Origin of the sequence: Streptomyces sp. Da 82-17 (genome assembly GCF_046098215.1) — a bacterium.
In the GTDB taxonomy this organism is placed as follows: Bacteria; Actinomycetota; Actinomycetes; order Streptomycetales; family Streptomycetaceae; genus Streptomyces.
Genome location: NZ_JBJURH010000002.1, coordinates 291,700 through 306,683, shown reverse-complemented (window position 1 = coordinate 306,683; position 14,984 = coordinate 291,700). Strand labels below are relative to the sequence as shown.

16 protein-coding genes are annotated in these 14,984 nt (G+C 73.7%); 12 read left to right on the top strand and 4 right to left on the bottom strand.

The window, feature by feature from the left end; all coding sequences use genetic code 11:
* The first annotated feature begins 256 nt into the window (after nt 1–256).
* From ACIDOF_RS04350 to ACIDOF_RS04340, 3 genes are all read left to right on the top strand, one after another.
* Complete coding sequence (locus ACIDOF_RS04350; protein WP_409004492.1) at nt 257–1,228, top strand: ABC transporter ATP-binding protein; 972 nt, start codon at nt 257–259, stop codon at nt 1,226–1,228.
* A 2-nt stretch (nt 1,229–1,230) separates the two neighbouring features.
* Complete coding sequence (locus tag ACIDOF_RS04345; RefSeq protein WP_409004491.1) at nt 1,231–2,046, top strand: ABC transporter permease; 816 nt, start codon at nt 1,231–1,233, stop codon at nt 2,044–2,046.
* 83 nt (nt 2,047–2,129) lie between these two features.
* Complete coding sequence (locus tag ACIDOF_RS04340; RefSeq protein WP_409004287.1) at nt 2,130–2,816, top strand: hypothetical protein; 687 nt, start codon at nt 2,130–2,132, stop codon at nt 2,814–2,816.
* Nucleotides 2,817–3,133: 317 nt separating this feature from the next.
* Here ACIDOF_RS04340 and ybaK read toward each other — a convergent pair whose 3' ends face one another.
* The 4 genes from ybaK to ACIDOF_RS04320 form a co-directional block, all read right to left on the bottom strand.
* Nucleotides 3,134–3,640: a Cys-tRNA(Pro) deacylase gene (ybaK, locus tag ACIDOF_RS04335; RefSeq protein ID WP_409004286.1), complete on the bottom strand. Its 507-nt coding sequence runs from the start codon at nt 3,638–3,640 to the stop codon at nt 3,134–3,136.
* Between the two features lie 26 nt (nt 3,641–3,666).
* The gene (locus ACIDOF_RS04330) at nt 3,667–4,416 is read right to left on the bottom strand and encodes an LON peptidase substrate-binding domain-containing protein (RefSeq protein ID WP_409004285.1); all 750 of its coding nucleotides are present in this window, start codon (nt 4,414–4,416) and stop codon (nt 3,667–3,669) included.
* A gap of 22 nt (nt 4,417–4,438) precedes the next feature.
* The gene (locus ACIDOF_RS04325) at nt 4,439–5,449 is read right to left on the bottom strand and encodes a hypothetical protein (protein WP_409004284.1); all 1,011 of its coding nucleotides are present in this window, start codon (nt 5,447–5,449) and stop codon (nt 4,439–4,441) included.
* A 222-nt stretch (nt 5,450–5,671) separates the two neighbouring features.
* Nucleotides 5,672–7,219 (bottom strand): oxidoreductase, encoded by a 1,548-nt coding sequence (locus ACIDOF_RS04320; RefSeq protein ID WP_409004490.1) that lies wholly within the window; start codon nt 7,217–7,219, stop codon nt 5,672–5,674.
* A gap of 250 nt (nt 7,220–7,469) precedes the next feature.
* On the opposite strand from ACIDOF_RS04320, the gene hisD reads away from it, so the two are divergent.
* The 9 genes from hisD to ACIDOF_RS04275 all read left to right on the top strand — a co-directional run bounded on the left by hisD (nt 7,470) and on the right by ACIDOF_RS04275 (nt 14,933).
* Nucleotides 7,470–8,816 (top strand): histidinol dehydrogenase, encoded by a 1,347-nt coding sequence (hisD, locus tag ACIDOF_RS04315; RefSeq protein WP_409004283.1) that lies wholly within the window; start codon nt 7,470–7,472, stop codon nt 8,814–8,816.
* The gene (locus tag ACIDOF_RS04310) at nt 8,813–9,934 is read left to right on the top strand and encodes a histidinol-phosphate transaminase (RefSeq protein WP_409004282.1); all 1,122 of its coding nucleotides are present in this window, start codon (nt 8,813–8,815) and stop codon (nt 9,932–9,934) included. Before hisD ends, ACIDOF_RS04310 begins: the two co-directional genes overlap by 4 nt.
* On the top strand, nt 9,931–10,524 hold the full coding sequence (gene hisB / locus ACIDOF_RS04305; RefSeq protein WP_282516216.1) for an imidazoleglycerol-phosphate dehydratase HisB: 594 nt from the start codon (nt 9,931–9,933) through the stop codon (nt 10,522–10,524). Before ACIDOF_RS04310 ends, hisB begins: the two co-directional genes overlap by 4 nt.
* Nucleotides 10,525–10,526: 2 nt before the next feature.
* Nucleotides 10,527–10,691, top strand: a complete 165-nt coding sequence (locus tag ACIDOF_RS04300) for a hypothetical protein (RefSeq protein WP_409004281.1) — start codon at nt 10,527–10,529, stop codon at nt 10,689–10,691.
* Nucleotide 10,692: 1 nt separating this feature from the next.
* Nucleotides 10,693–11,331, top strand: coding sequence for an imidazole glycerol phosphate synthase subunit HisH (gene hisH / locus ACIDOF_RS04295; protein WP_409004280.1), 639 nt, complete (start codon nt 10,693–10,695; stop codon nt 11,329–11,331).
* Nucleotides 11,332–12,060, top strand: a complete 729-nt coding sequence (gene priA / locus ACIDOF_RS04290; protein ID WP_409004279.1) for a bifunctional 1-(5-phosphoribosyl)-5-((5-phosphoribosylamino)methylideneamino)imidazole-4-carboxamide isomerase/phosphoribosylanthranilate isomerase PriA — start codon at nt 11,332–11,334, stop codon at nt 12,058–12,060.
* Nucleotides 12,057–12,479: a RidA family protein gene (locus ACIDOF_RS04285; RefSeq protein WP_282540927.1), complete on the top strand. Its 423-nt coding sequence runs from the start codon at nt 12,057–12,059 to the stop codon at nt 12,477–12,479. Before priA ends, ACIDOF_RS04285 begins: the two co-directional genes overlap by 4 nt.
* Nucleotides 12,476–13,231, top strand: a complete 756-nt coding sequence (hisF, locus tag ACIDOF_RS04280; RefSeq protein ID WP_409004278.1) for an imidazole glycerol phosphate synthase subunit HisF — start codon at nt 12,476–12,478, stop codon at nt 13,229–13,231. The genes ACIDOF_RS04285 and hisF overlap by 4 nt, the downstream gene beginning before the upstream one ends.
* A 442-nt stretch (nt 13,232–13,673) precedes the next feature.
* Nucleotides 13,674–14,933, top strand: a complete 1,260-nt coding sequence (locus ACIDOF_RS04275) for an MFS transporter (RefSeq protein WP_409004277.1) — start codon at nt 13,674–13,676, stop codon at nt 14,931–14,933.
* Nucleotides 14,934–14,984: the final 51 nt, after the last annotated feature.

Here is a 14,984-nt window from a genome sequence, read left to right as displayed (position 1 = left end):
CGCGCCCCTTGGCGGCTGCCCGTTGGGCTGGTTCTTTCGGCTGCTGCGCCGTCGTGGCTGGGCGCGCAGTTCCCCGCGCCCCTTGGCGGCTGCCCCTTGGGCCGGTCTTTCGGCTGCTGCGCCGTCGGGGTTGCTCGCGCAGTTCCCCGCGCCCCTTCGGGGCACGTGGTCCGGCTCGTCCTGTCGTCCCGTAGTCTCGTCCCTCGTGAGTACGCGGACCGGCCACCCGAACGACGGTGCACACGGCGACGAGACCGTGTGCGCGACCCGTGAGCTGGTCAAGACGTATCCCGCCGCGCGCGGGCGCCGCGGTGCGCCCGGCACGCCCGCCGTGCGCGCCACCGACGCCGTCTCGCTCACCGTCCGCCGCGGCGAGATCTTCGGCCTCCTCGGCCCCAACGGCGCGGGCAAGTCCACCCTCGTACGACAGCTCACCGGGCTGATGCGGCCCGACTCCGGGAGCGTGCGGATCCTCGGGCACGACATCGTGCGGCACCCCGAGCGGGCCGCGCGGCTGCTCGCGTACCTCGGGCAGGAGTCCACCGCCCTCGACGAGCTGACCGTCGCCCTCGCCGCCGAGACCACCGGGCGGCTGCGCGGCCTCGACGTGCGCGCCGCCCGCGCCGAACGCGACGCCGTGCTCGACGAGCTGGGCCTCGCACCGCTCGCCGGGCGCCCCCTGAAGAAGCTCTCCGGCGGCCAGCGGCGCCTCGCCTGCTTCGCCGCCGCCCTCGTCGGCGAACGGCCGCTGCTCGTCCTCGACGAACCGACCACCGGCATGGACCCCGTGGCCCGCCGGGCCGTATGGGCGGCCGTCGACCGGCGCCGGGCCGAGCACGGCACGACCGTGCTGCTCGTCACGCACAACGTCATCGAGGCGGAGACCGTCCTCGACCGGGTCGCCGTCCTCGAACAGGGCCGCGTCATCGCCTGCGACACCCCCGCAGGTCTGAAGAGCGCCGTCGCCGGCGAGGTCAGGCTCGACCTCGTCTGGCGCGAGAGCGCCCCGCTCGACGTCCCCGAGGTCGCCGCCCTGCGCGCCGCCGCCGAGGAGACCGGCCGACGCTGGACCCTGCGGCTCGCCCCCGACGAGGCCCGCGCCGCGGTCGCCGCGGTCACCGGCGGCGAGGCCTTCGCGGCGCTCGACGATTTCACGTTGGCCACGCCGAGCCTGGAGGACGTGTACCTCGCGCTCGGCGGGCGTACGAAGGGTTTGGTGAAGGCGTGACGGTGTACGAGACGGGCACGGCGGTCGGGGCCGGGCGCGCCCCGGACGCGGCGGCCGGGGCCGAGGCGCCGCTCGCGCCCGCCGCGCGGCTGCTGCCCGCGCTCGGCGCCGTGTACCGGGCCCAGCTGTCCCGGGCGCGGGTCGCCCGCATCCCGCTGCTCTTCGTCGCGACCTTCCAGTCCGTCGGGATCATGGTCCTGATGCGCGGCGTCGTCGACGGCGGCACCGAGGCGCGGGCCGTCGTCGCCGGGTCGTCGGTCCTGGTCGTCGCGTTCGTCGCGCTCAACCTGCTCGCCCAGTACTTCGGCCAGCTGCGCGCCCAGGGCGGCCTCGACCACTACGCGACACTGCCCGTGCCGCCCGCCGCGGTGGTGCTGGGCGCGGCCGGTGCGTACGCCTCGTTCACCGTGCCCGGCACGCTCGTCACCGCCGTCGTCGGCAGCCTGCTCTTCGGGCTTCCACTGACGCACGTCTGGGTGCTCGTGGCCGTGATCCCGCTCGCAGGCGCGGCGCTCTCCGGGCTCGGCGCGGCCCTCGGACTGCTCGCACCGCGGCCCGAACTGGCCACGCTGCTCGGTCAGTTGGGCATGTCGGCGGCGCTGCTCCTCGGCGTGCTCCCGGCCGAGCGGATGCCGCTGCTGCTGCAGTACGCGCGTGACCTGCTGCCGTCGACGTACGGCGTCGAGGCGTTCGCGCGGACCTTCGACGCGCACCCGGACTGGGCGGCCGTAGGACTCGACCTCGCGGTGTGCGCGGGCGTCGGGGTCGTCTCGCTCGCCCTCGCGACGTGGGCGTACCGCAGGGCCGCCGTCCGCTGAGGCGCAGCGCCGCGGCGGAGCGGTGACCGCTGATCGGAGGTCCCGGCCCGCGCCGGTTCCCGCACGCCTGGCACGATGGCAGGGTGACCGCACCGCACACACCTTCCCACCAGCCGTCCGCCGACGACTCCTGGGCGGCCCCGCCCTCGTACGCCGTGGCCCCCGCGCCCGGTGACGACGGGCCCGGGCTGCCGGCCGAGCTGATCCAGGCGGCGGTGGTCGCGGTGGTGCTCACCGTCTCCGGTGCGCTGCTCGGCCTGCTGTGGGAGAAGCTGGCGCCGCGCGTTCCGCTGGTCGCCGACGAGAAGGCCGTGTTCCTCAAGGAGATCGAGGGCGAGCAGGCGATCGGCGCGGACGGCACGTTCATCCTGCTCGCGCTGGGCTTCGGCCTGGTCAGCGGCATCGCGGTGTTCCTGTGGCGCAGGCGCGGCGGGATCCCGCTGGTGGTCGGGCTCGCGCTCGGCGGTCTGCTCGCCTCGGTCGTGGCCTGGCGGCTCGGGCTGCTGTTCGGCCCCGGCGACGACGTGGTGGCCCGCGCCAAGGAGGTCGGACCGGGGGTCGCCTTCGACGCGCCGCTGAAGCTGAACGCGCTCGGCGCCCTGCTCGCCTGGCCGATCGCCGCCCTCGCCGCCCACCTCGGCCTCACGGCCCTCTTCGGCCCCCGCGACCCGGAGTACGCCCTGCACGCCGCCTGGCCGCCGGAGGCGTACCCCCACCCGCACCCGAACTCGCCGAACCCCGGCCTGCGCAAGGACGGCCCCGGGGCCTGACCTGGACCGAGCGTCGGCTGCACCTCCCCGAGCCATGAGGGAGGCGAGGGGCGGGCCTGGGCCGGTAGCCCGAGCTGCGACGGGGGCACGCGGACCGGAGGTCTTGCCCTCCGCCTTCGACTGCCTCCACGCACTGCGAGCGGTGGCGGTAACAGGAGAGGGGCCCCTGAGGCCTGGCGGGGGACCCGCGGCGAGGACCTGGACTCAGACCCGGGCAAGCACAGACCCGAGCAGGCACAGACCCCCGCAGGCACGGGCCCCGTACAAATCCGCCCCCCGGCACAGCACCCCCGTACGACCGACCCGACGCCCCCCCGCTACCCCCGTCCGATCGGGGCCAGCACTGCCCCCGTCAGTTTGGTCAGGTCCTTCGGGGAGAGTTCGACCTCCAGGCCGCGGCGGCCGGCCGAGATGCAGATGGTGGGGTGGGCGGAGGCCGAGTCGTCCAGGACCGTCGGGAGGCGTTTGCGCTGGCCGAGGGGGGAGATGCCGCCGCGGACGTACCCCGTGGTGCGCTCCGCGGCCGCTGGGTCCGCCATCGCGGCGCGCTTGCCGCCGACCGCCGCGGCCAGCGCCTTCAGGTCGAGCGTGCCCGCGACCGGTACCACGGCGACCGTGAGCGCCCCGTCCACGTCGGCGACCAGGGTTTTGAAGACGCGGTCGGGGGAGACGCCCATCGCCTCGGCCGCCTCCTCGCCGTACGACGGGTGGGACGGGTCGTGCTCGTAGGCGTGCACCGTGAACGGGACGCCCGCGTCGGTGAGGGCGACCGTCGCCGGAGTGCCGCCGGACTGCTGTTTCTTGCTCTTGGACTTCTTCGCCATCGGGCCCTCGCCTGTGCGCTGCGCGGTCAGTTCATGCTCGTCGGCCCGCGCGTCAGGTCGACGGCGGGCAGCGACGGCAGGTTACGGATCACCGCGGTCTCCGCGCGAAGGAGTTTCAGCTCGTCGCGCAGCCGGGACGCGGTGTCCGGGGCCTGCAGCAGCCGCTGCTTGGTCGGGGTGTCCAGGACGGCAGCCGCCGCCACCAGGTACGACACCACCGAGGGCTCGTCCGGAAGGTCGGCGCCCGTCGACAGGGAGCGCTCACGGGCGCCCGCGAGCCGCTTCTGGTAGTTGCGGAAGGCCCGGAGGACGCCCTCGGCGAGCGCCCCCGCCTCGTCGCCCGGGTCCTCCTCCAGCTCCTCCAACTCGGCGGTCAGATAAGGGCCGGTGGCGTCCACGGAGTGCAGCCGGACCCGGGTCGTGCCGGTGGCGAGGACCTCGAAGCTGCCGTCGGCGCGCTCCCGTACGGTCGCGGCGTCGGCGATGCAGCCGATCTTGTGGAACGACTTCAGCGGGTCGGGCCCGAACCCGGCGGCGGCGCCGCGTTCCGGCACCGCCGTCGCGTCGGGCATGCCGGGCTCGGCGGGCGCGACCTCGTGGCCGTCGCGGATGGCGACGACGGCGAACCTGCGCGGCTCGTCGGAGTCGTCGGGCGCGGCCTTGAGGAGGTCGCGCATCATCGCGCGGTAGCGCTCCTCGAAGACGTTCAGAGGCAGCACGAGTCCCGGGAACAGCACGGTGTTCAGCGGAAAGAGCGGAAGCCGGACGGTGGTCACGACGGACTAGCCTAATGGCCCCTCACCGTCGCCCGGAGCGGGTCCGCCCCGCTCGCACCCGCAGCGGGGTCGCGGCGGCCACCTCCAGGCGTACGCCGTCGCGGAGTTCGAGGAACTGGCCGAGCGGATCGTCCGCGACCCGGTCCCAGGGGAAGGACGTCGCGTGCGGCCCGATGAGCCGCATCTGCTCCAGGGCGTCGTCCCACCGCTCCAGCCGGACCAGGACGTACGCGAGCAGGTTGCGGACCTCCGCCGGGTACGGGTCGCCCGCCTCGTACGCCGTGGACAGCTCGATTGCGCAGTCCGCCGCCGCGTGCAGCCGGCCGGCGGGCACCGAGGAGCGGCCCGGCCCGAGCAGGTACGCGAACGCGCCCCGCGCCGGCAGGGCCCGCACGAGGGAGCCCGGCAGCGCGTCGGCCGCCGCCCGCTCGGCGAAGTCCAGGCACTCGCGGTGCGAGCCGTACCAGGACGCCGAGAGGTACTGCAGCGCCGCCGCGTGGCAGCCGTAGTGGTGCGGGGAGCGGCGCACCGCCTCGGCCCACAGCGCGTTGAAGGCGGTACGCGAGGAGCCGCAGCCGCGCGCGTGGTCGAGGGCGATGCGCCACGGCACCGGGTCGCGCGGGCCGGCCTCCGCCGCGGCGTTGATCAGCGGCGCCGTCTCGCGCAGCAGCTCGGCACGGGCCGGCGACTCCCAGGCGTGCCGGACCGCGAGCTCGGCCTTGACGAGCAGGGCGTCCGGGTCGTGCGGTGCGGCGGACTGCCAGGCCTCGAACCAGTCGCCGCGGGCCTGCGCGAACGTCGCGAGGCGCAGCAGGTACCGGTCCCGGTTCTCCCACTCGGCGGCCTCGCGCGTGCCCGCGAGCAGCTTGGCGGCCGGCTCGAACTCCCCGTGTCCGGCGGCGAGCAGCGCGGGGGCGAGGCGGTCGTCGGGCGCGTCGAGGAGCACCGCGTCGTCGGCGGGCAGACCCACCCCGAGCCGCGGCGCGTGCCGCACCATCCGGGCCGTACGGACCACGGCACGGAACAGAGCCATGACGTCGGGCCCTCCTCGCACATCGCACTTGCGGAGGGATGACGGCCCGGCGGCGCGGAGGGTTGTGCGGCGGCGGGTAACGGTTTGGGCGCGGGGCGGTGCGCGCCGGGCGCGGGGGCGGTACGCGGGCGGCTCCGCACCCGACGCGTGGCGCCCGGCACTCAGCGCGTGGCGCCCGGTACTCGGCGCGTGCCGCCCGCGCTCAGCGCGTGCCGCCCCGCCTCACCCCCGCCGCAGCAGCCGCGAAGCCCCCGCCGCGACCGTCGTCGCCAGGATCCAGCCGAGCAGGACCAGCGCCGCGGCCGCCCACTGCCAGTTGCCCTCCACGCGCCAGTGCCCGTCCTGGCCCAGGTTGATCACCGGGACGAGCAGGTCGAGCGCGTACAGGGACGGGTTCCACTCCGGGCCCTCGCCGTCCTTGATGCGCGGCGGGTCGTACTGCGCGAACGCGACCGCGCCGAGCGCCCACAGCACCGCCATCCACACCGCGGCCCGGCCCGGGCGGTAGCCGTACGCCACCGTCCAGTCCTGCGCGTACCCCCAGAGCTTGCCCGCGAGCGGGAGGGTTTCGCGGCGGCGGCGCTGCTTGGCGAGCAGGACCTCCCGGGCGTCGGCGTCCTCGCCGCTGTTGCGCAGCACCGTCGCCAGCTTCTCGTACGGCTCCGGGCTGTACTCCGGCGTCGCCGACAGTACCCACTCCAGGCGCCGGGCCAGCGGGAAGCTGCCGCGCGGGACCAGGTTCTCGTACGTGAAACCGCCGACGCGCAGCTGGCCGGGGCCGGGCCAACTCGTCGACTTGTCGACCAGGTTGACGATCTTCGCGCCGGACAGCACGACGCTGCCGCGCTGCGGCTTCTCGCCCAGGAAGCGGAGCTCCGGCGCCTGGATGCGGCGCAGCGACAGCTCCTGCTCGCTCTGCATGTCGAACCGGGCCTGCTCGAAGTCGACCGCGTCCCCGAACCGCCCGTCGTCCAGGCGGATCCCGCCCTGGCACTCGAACTTCTGCACCCGCACCCCGCGCGCCGGCGTCGACCCCCCGGTCAGCGGCGGGTTCGAGGCCGCGGCGGGCGTCATGTACAGCGTGCGCTCCACGGTCAGCTGCGGGGCGTTCAGCGCCTTGCTGCCGTACGGGTTGAGCAGCCGGCTGCCGCGCAGGCTCAGGGACACCCCGATCTGGGCGCCGCGCAGGCTCATCTCGCCGTGCGACTCCATCAGTTCGGCCTGGAAGTCCTGGCCGACCGTCAGCCCGTCCCCGGTGAGGGTGCGGCCCCGCCGGTCGCGGTGCACCACGGCCTGGTTGAGGAGCAGGTCGGTGCCGATCTGGGCGTCGGTGAGCCGGATGCCGCGGTGCACATGGCAGCGCGGCAGATGCAGATCGCCCTCGGTGTGCAGCCGCGCGCCCTCGAACCGCGGTATCGAGCAGTCCACCAGGCGCAGCGTGGAGAACCGGCTCTCCGGCAGCACGATCTCCTTCTCGAACCGGCAGCCCTTCATCTCCACGTACGGCTCCACCGTGCCGCCCGCGACGTCCAGCTTCCCGGTGATCTGCACCCCGGTCAGCTTGATCGACGAGACCCGGCCGGGCAGCGCGGGCGGGCCGTCCAGCATCAGCAGGCAGATCACCCGCGCCCGCACGCTGCGCTCCGGCCCCCAGGGATGGCCGCCGTGCGGGTCGTCCACCTCCTGGTCACCGGTGGTGAGGTCGTACCTGCTGCCGTTCTGGAAGGCCTGCCACATGCCGATCTCGGCCGCGGTCAGGCCGTCCGGCATGTCTGCGTGCTGCCCGTCGACCACTGCTGCGGTTCCTCCCCGTGACGCCCCGAATGTCCCCCTCGGCGCCGACCGCCCCGCGCGGACCGCGCCGTACAGCAGGTCATGCCCGCTGAGTGATGACGTGAACGCTAGCCGTGAAGCCGATCTTCGCGGGAGCCCTCAATTCCGTCTCGCCGCAGAAGAGGGGCTCGTATCAGCCATTGATACGGGCGACGGCCGCCGACGGCCGTCTGAGAGAATTGGTTCCGTGATCTCCCGAATCGATCTGCGCGGTGACGCCCTCCCCGAGGGTGGAGCCCTGCGCGACCTGCTGCCCCGTGCCGAGTTCGACGTCGCGGCCGCCCTGGACAAGGTGCGTCCGATCTGCGAGGACGTGCATCATCGTGGCGACGCGGCGCTGATCGAGTACGCGGAGAGGTTCGACGGTGTCGCCCTCCAGCAGGTCCGCGTCCCCGCCGAGGCCCTGACCAGGGCACTCGCGGAGCTCGACGCGGACGTACGGGCCGCGCTCGAGGAGTCGATCAAGCGGGCCCGCGCCGTCCACCGCGAGCAGCGCCGCGCCCCGCACACCACGCAGGTCGTGCCCGGCGGCACGGTGACCGAGAAGTGGGTGCCGGTCGAGCGCGTCGGGCTCTACGCCCCGGGCGGACGCTCCGTCTACCCCTCGTCCGTGATCATGAACGCGGTCCCGGCGCAGGAGGCGGGCGTCGCGTCCATCGCCCTCGCGTCGCCGCCGCAGAAGGAGTTCGGCGGCCTGCCGCACCCCACGATCCTCGCCGCCTGCGCCCTCCTCGGCGTCGACGAGGTGTACGCGGCGGGCGGCGCCCAGGCCGTCGCGATGTTCGCGTACGGCACCGAGTCCTGCCCGCCCGCCAACATGGTCACCGGCCCCGGCAACATCTGGGTGGCCGCCGCCAAGCGCTACTTCACGGGCCGCATCGGTATCGACACCGAGGCGGGCCCGACCGAGATCGCGGTCCTCGCCGACGACACGGCCGACCCGGCGCACGTCGCGTCCGACCTGATCAGCCAGGCCGAGCACGACCCGATGGCCGCCGCCGTCCTCGTCACCGACTCCGTCGCCCTTGCCGACGCGGTCGAGCGCGAGCTGGAGCCGCAGGTCGCCGCGACCAAGCACGTCGAGGACCGGATCCTGCCCGCCCTGCGCGGCGAGCAGTCCGCGATCGTCCTGGTCGACGGCCTGGAGGAGGGCCTCCGCGTGGTCGACGCGTACGGCGCGGAGCACCTGGAGATCCAGACCGCCGACGCCGCCGCCGTGGCCGGGCGCGTGCAGAACGCCGGCGCGATCTTCGTCGGTGCGTACGCCCCGGTCTCCCTCGGCGACTACTGCGCGGGCTCCAACCACGTGCTGCCCACGGGCGGTTGCGCCTGCCACTCGTCCGGCCTGTCCGTCCAGTCCTTCCTGCGCGGCATCCACATCGTGGACTACTCGCGGGACGCCCTCGCCGACGTCGCCCACCACGTGGTGACCCTCGCCGAGGCCGAGGACCTGCCGGCGCACGGCGCCGCGATCAAGGCGAGGTTCGACTGGAAGGTGCCGGAGAGCAAGGGGAAGGTGTCGGAAGCCCAGTGACCAGGATCGACGACCTCCCCATCCGCGACGAGCTGCGCGGCAAGTCCCCTTACGGCGCGCCCCAGTTGGACGTCCCGGTCCGCCTGAACACCAACGAGAACCCGTACCCGCTGCCCGAGCCGCTGGTCGAGCGGATCGCCGAGCGGGTGCGCGAGGCGGCCCGCGGCCTCAACCGCTACCCGGACCGGGACGCGGTCGAGCTGCGCACGGCCCTGGCCCGGTACCTCACGGACACGGGCGGGTACGAGGTGTCGCAGGCCAACGTCTGGGCGGCCAACGGCTCCAACGAAGTCCTGCAGCAGCTCCTGCAGACCTTCGGCGGCCCGGGCCGTACGGCGATCGGCTTCGAGCCCTCGTACTCGATGCACTCGCTGATCTCCCGCGGTACCGGCACCGGCTGGATCTCCGGCCCCCGCAACGACGACTTCACGATCAACACGGAGCTCGCCGAGAAGGCCATCGCCGAGAACCGCCCCGACGTCGTCTTCATCACCTCGCCCAACAACCCCACGGGCACCGCGGTCCCGGCCGAGACCGTCCTCGCCCTCTACGACGCGGCGCAGGCGGCCAAGCCGTCCCTGGTCGTGGTGGACGAGGCGTACGTCGAGTTCAGTCACGGCGCCTCGCTCCTTCCGCTGCTCGAAGGACGGCCGAATCTCGTCGTCTCCCGCACGATGTCCAAGGCCTTCGGCGCGGCCGGTCTGCGCCTCGGCTACCTCGCGGCCGACCCGGCGGTGGTGGACGCGGTGCAGCTGGTGCGCCTGCCCTACCACCTGTCGGCCGTCACCCAGGCCACCGCGCTCGCCGCCCTGGAGCACACCGACACCCTCCTCGGGTACGTGGACCAGCTCAAGCACGAGCGGGACCGGATCGTCCGCGAGCTGTGGGCGATGGGGTACGAAGTGACCGCGTCCGACGCGAACTTCGTGCAGTTCGGCCGCTTCGAGGGCGAGGGCGGCGCCCACGACGCCTGGCAGAAGATCCTGGACCGCGGCGTCCTGGTCCGGGACAACGGCGTCCCCGGCTGGCTGCGGGTCACCGCCGGAACCCCGGAAGAGAATGACGCGTTCCTCGATGCGGTTCGCGAACTCAAGAAGGAGCAGGAGCAGAGCGCATGAGTCGCGTCGGGCGCGTGGAGCGCACCACCAAGGAGACCTCCGTCCTCGTCGAGATCGACCTCGACGGCACCGGCAAGGTCGACGTGTCGACCGGGGTCGGCTTCTACGACCACATGCTCGACCAGCTCGGCCGGCACGGTCTGTTCGACCTCACCGTGAAGACCGAGGGCGACCTGCACATCGACAGCCACCACACCATCGAGGACACCGCCCTCGCCCTGGGCGCCGCCTTCAAGCAGGCCCTCGGCGACAAGGTCGGCATCTACCGCTTCGGCAACTGCACGGTCCCGCTCGACGAGTCCCTCGCGCAGGTGACCGTCGACCTCTCGGGCCGCCCGTACCTGGTGCACACCGAGCCGGAGAACATGGCGCCGATGATCGGCGAGTACGACACGACGATGACCCGGCACATCTTCGAGTCCTTCGTCGCCCAGGCGCAGATCGCCATGCACATCCACGTGCCCTACGGCCGCAACGCCCACCACATCGTGGAGTGCCAGTTCAAGGCCCTCGCGCGGGCCTTGCGGTACGCCTCCGAGCGGGACCCGCGGGCCGCCGGCATCCTCCCGTCCACGAAGGGCGCCCTCTAGCCATGAACGGCCTCTCGACCGTCCTCATCGTCGTCGGCCTCTTCCTGCTCGGCGGCGTCATCTCGTTCGTCAAGCAGGGCATGGGCAAGAGCCTCGTCACGCTCCTCTCGATCGGCGCGGCCATGTGCCTGGTCGCGGGCGTCCTGCGGCTCGACTACTGGAACTGACATGACTGACAAGAAAGTTGTCGTCTTCGACTACGGCTTCGGCAACGTCCGCTCCGCCGAGCGCGCCCTCGCCCGCGTCGGCGCCGACGTCGAGATCACCCGCGACTTCGACAAGGCCATGAACGCCGACGGACTCCTCGTCCCCGGCGTCGGCGCCTTCTCCGCCTGCATGCAGGGGCTCAAGGAGGCCCGCGGCCACTGGGTCGTGGACCGGCGGCTGTCCGGCGGGCGGCCCGTGATGGGCATCTGCGTCGGCATGCAGATCCTCTTCGAGCGGGGCATCGAGCACGGCGTCGAGGCCGAGGGCCTGGACGAGTGGCCCGGCACGGTCGGCCCGCTCAAGGCCGACGTCGTCCCGCACATGGGCTGGAACACCGTCGAGGCCCCCGAGGGCTCCGAGCTGTTCGCCGGCCTCTCCCCGGACGAGCGCTACTACTTCGTGCACTCGTACGCCGTGCACGACTGGACCCTCGAGGTCACCAACCCGGCGATGCGCGCCCCGCACGTCACCTGGGCCACGCACGGCGAGAAGTTCGTGGCCGCCGTCGAGAACGGCGCCCTGTGGGCGACGCAGTTCCACCCCGAGAAGTCCGGCGACGCCGGAGCGCAGCTGCTGAAGAACTGGATCGGAACCCTTTAAATGGCCCCGAAGCTTGAACTCCTGCCCGCCGTCGACGTCCGCGACGGCCAGGCCGTCCGCCTCGTGCACGGCGAGTCCGGCACCGAGACCTCGTACGGCTCGCCCCTCGAAGCCGCCCTGGCCTGGCAGAACTCCGGCGCCGAGTGGCTGCACCTGGTCGACCTGGACGCCGCGTTCGGCACCGGCGACAACCGCGCCCTGATCGCCGAGGTCACCGCGGCCATGGACATCAAGGTCGAGCTGTCCGGCGGCATCCGCGACGACGACACGCTCGCCGCCGCCCTCGCCACCGGCTGCACCCGCGTCAACCTCGGCACCGCCGCCCTGGAGACCCCCGACTGGGTCGCCAAGGTCATCGCCGAGCACGGCGACAAGATCGCCGTCGGCCTCGACGTCCGCGGCACGACCCTGCGCGGCCGCGGCTGGACCCGCGACGGCGGCGACCTCTACGAGACCCTGGAGCGCCTCAACGCCGAGGGCTGCGCGCGGTACGTGGTGACGGACATCGCCAAGGACGGCACGCTGCAGGGCCCCAACCTGGAGCTGCTGCGCAACGTCTGCGCGGCCACGGACCGCCCGGTCGTCGCGTCGGGTGGTGTCTCGTCCCTGGACGACCTGCGCGCCATCGCCGAGCTGGTCCCGCTCGGCGTCGAGGGCTCGATCGTCGGCAAGGCCCTCTACGCCAAGGCGTTCACCCTGGAAGAGGCCCTGGAGGCCGTGTCGTCATGAGCGACGTACGACGCGTGCAGAGCGGCAGCCCCTGGGAAGAGGCCTTCGGTTTCGCACGCGCCGTAGCGGCGGGCGACCGGGTCGTCGTCGGCGGCACCACCTCCTTCAAAGGGATGGTGCTTTACGGCGAGGGCGACCCGTACGAGCAGACCCGCGTCGCCATCGCCAACGCCCTCGACGCGATCGGGGAGTTCGGCATCGGCGCCGAGTCCGTCATCCGCACCCGCCTCTTTCTGACCCATGCGCGGGACGTCGACGAAGTAGGCCGGGCGCACCAGGAGTTCTTCGGCTCCGTGCGCCCGGTGACGACCATGGCCGTCGTCACCGGCTTCGTCGACCCGCGCATCCTGGTCGAAGTGGAACTAGAAGCTTTCCTGGGCGGCGCCCGGGACCCGTACGAGGAGCCCGATCAGTCATGACCCTGGCGGTCCGAGTCATCCCCTGCCTGGACGTGGACAACGGCCGGGTCGTCAAGGGCGTCAACTTCCAGAACCTGCGCGACGCGGGCGACCCCGTCGAGATGGCCAAGGTGTACGACGCCGAGGGCGCCGACGAGTTGACGTTCCTGGACATCACCGCGTCCTCCGGCAACCGCGAGACGACGTACGACGTGGTCCGCCGCACCGCCGAGCAGGTCTTCATCCCGCTCACGGTCGGCGGCGGCGTCCGCACGGCCGAAGACGTCGACAAGCTGCTGCGCGCGGGCGCGGACAAGGTCGGCGTCAACACGGCCGCGATCGCCCGCCCCGAGCTGATCCGGGAGATCGCCGAGCGCTTCGGCCGCCAGGTCCTGGTCCTGTCGGTCGACGCCCGCCGCACCGAGTCCGGCTCCTTCGAGGTGACGACCCACGGCGGCCGCCGCTCCGCCGGCATCGACGCCGTCGAATGGGCCCACCGGGCCGCCGAGTTGGGCGCGGGCGAGATCCTGCTCAACTCCATGGACGCGGACGGCACCAAGGACGGCTACGACATCGAGATGATCGAGGCCGTACGCAAGCACGTCACCGTCCCCGTCATCGCCTCCGGCGGCGCGGGCCGCCTCGACCACTTCCCGCCCGCGGTCTCCGCCGGCGCGGACGCGGTCCTCGCGGCCTCGGTCTTCCACTTCGGCGACCTGCGGATCGGCGAGGTGAAGGACACGCTCCGGTCGGCGGGGCACCCGATTCGGTAGTCACGGCAGGTCGGTCCAGCCCGCGGACGACGCCGATGACCTTCGCTCCGGCGGCCTTGCCGCGCTGGACGGCGGCGGAGCCGACCCCGCCGGCGGCGGAGTGCACGAGCAGCGTCTCGCCGGGCTGGTCGGCACGGACCCGCAAGTCGCGCTTGCTGCTGAGGTGGACGGTGACGTCCTTGGACGCGTTCTCCTCCGTCAGGGTGTGCGGCCCGCTGACCGGGTTCGCCGGCACCTCGTCCCCGAGGGCTGGGGGCGGCCCGGGGCCTGGTCGGGGAGGGGTCGGGATCCGGGCCCGGGAGCGGCCCGGATTCGACTGGAGGTCCGGCTCCGGGGCGTAGAAATCGCTTGCGTCGTACGGGAGTCGGGCGGATCATCCGGCTCTGTGACCGCAAGCGACCCCGCTCTCCGGAAGTCTCCGCCTGCCCATCGCGATCCGCACGTGCTGCGCTGGCTCGTCGCGTACGCGCTGTCCGTGATGGGGGACAGCGTCTACTTCATGGCGCTCGGCTGGGCCGCCGCGCAGGTCGGCGGGCCCGCGCAGGTCGGGTTCGTGATGGCCGTCGGCGCGGTGCCGCGGGCGGTGCTGATGCTGGTCGGGGGAGTGGTCGCCGACCGGTTCGACCCGCGCCGGGTCGTCATCGGCTCGGACGCGGCCCGCGCCCTGATGATCGTCGGCGTCGCCGCGGCGCTGTGGTTCGCGCGGCCGGGGCTCTGGCTGCTCGTCGTGGTCGCCCTCGCCTTCGGCGTCGTCGACGCGCTGTTCATGCCCGCCGTCGGCGCGCTCGCACCCCGCCTCACCGGGCCCGACCAGTACGTACGCGTCCAGGGCCTGCGCATGCTCGTCACCCGCGCCGGGCACACCGCGGGCCCGCCGCTCGCCGGGTTCGCGATGGCGTACGGGCAGAGCGCGGCGGCCTTCGCGATCGCGGGCGCCCTCTTCGTCCTCTCCCTCGTGCTGCTGTTCTTCGTACGCGTCGGGCCGCTGCCGCCGGACGAGGCGCAGGCCCGGCCGACCACGCCCTGGCGGGACTTGACCGACGGGCTGGCGTACATCCGGCGCCATCCGATCGTCGGCCCCCTCGTCCTGTCCGGCGCGCTCAGCCAGCTCGGCATCGTGCCGCCGCTGCAGGTCGGTGCCGTGCTGCTGGCCGCCGAGCGGGGCTGGGACGCGGCGGGCGTCGGCTGGATCATGGCCGCGTTCGCCGTCGGCGCCGGGGTGAGCGGGCTCGCCCTGACGGTGCGCGGCCGGGCCCGGCACGCGGGCTTCGCGCAGAACGTCCTGCTCGTCGTGGCCTCCGCGGCCATCGGTGCCATCGGCGTGCTGCCGACCGTCCCCGGCGCCGTCGCGGTCGCCCTCGGCGCGGGGCTGCTCAGCGGGGTGTGCGGCGGGCTCGCAGGCGCCCTGATCCAGACCCACACCACGGCCGCGTTCCAGGGCCGGGTCGCCGCGGTGAACGCCCTCACCCACGTGGGCATCGCCCCGCTCGCCTTCCCGCTGTTCGGCGCGGGGGCGGGCGCGTTCGGGGTGGGGCCGATGTTCCTCCTCGGCGGGGCGATCAGCGCGAGCGGCGCGATCGTCGGGTTCCTCTCCCGCGAGCTGCGCCGCGCGGACCTCCCCGCCCCTGGCGCGCCGGCGGAGCCTCCGGTCGGCGGCAAGGGGCGGGGCTCCAGGGGTTCTCGGGGCTCCCGAGTGCAGTGAGGGGCCGGGGCCGGCGCGGGGCGAGGGACGGGGCGTGCTGCGGGGCGAGGG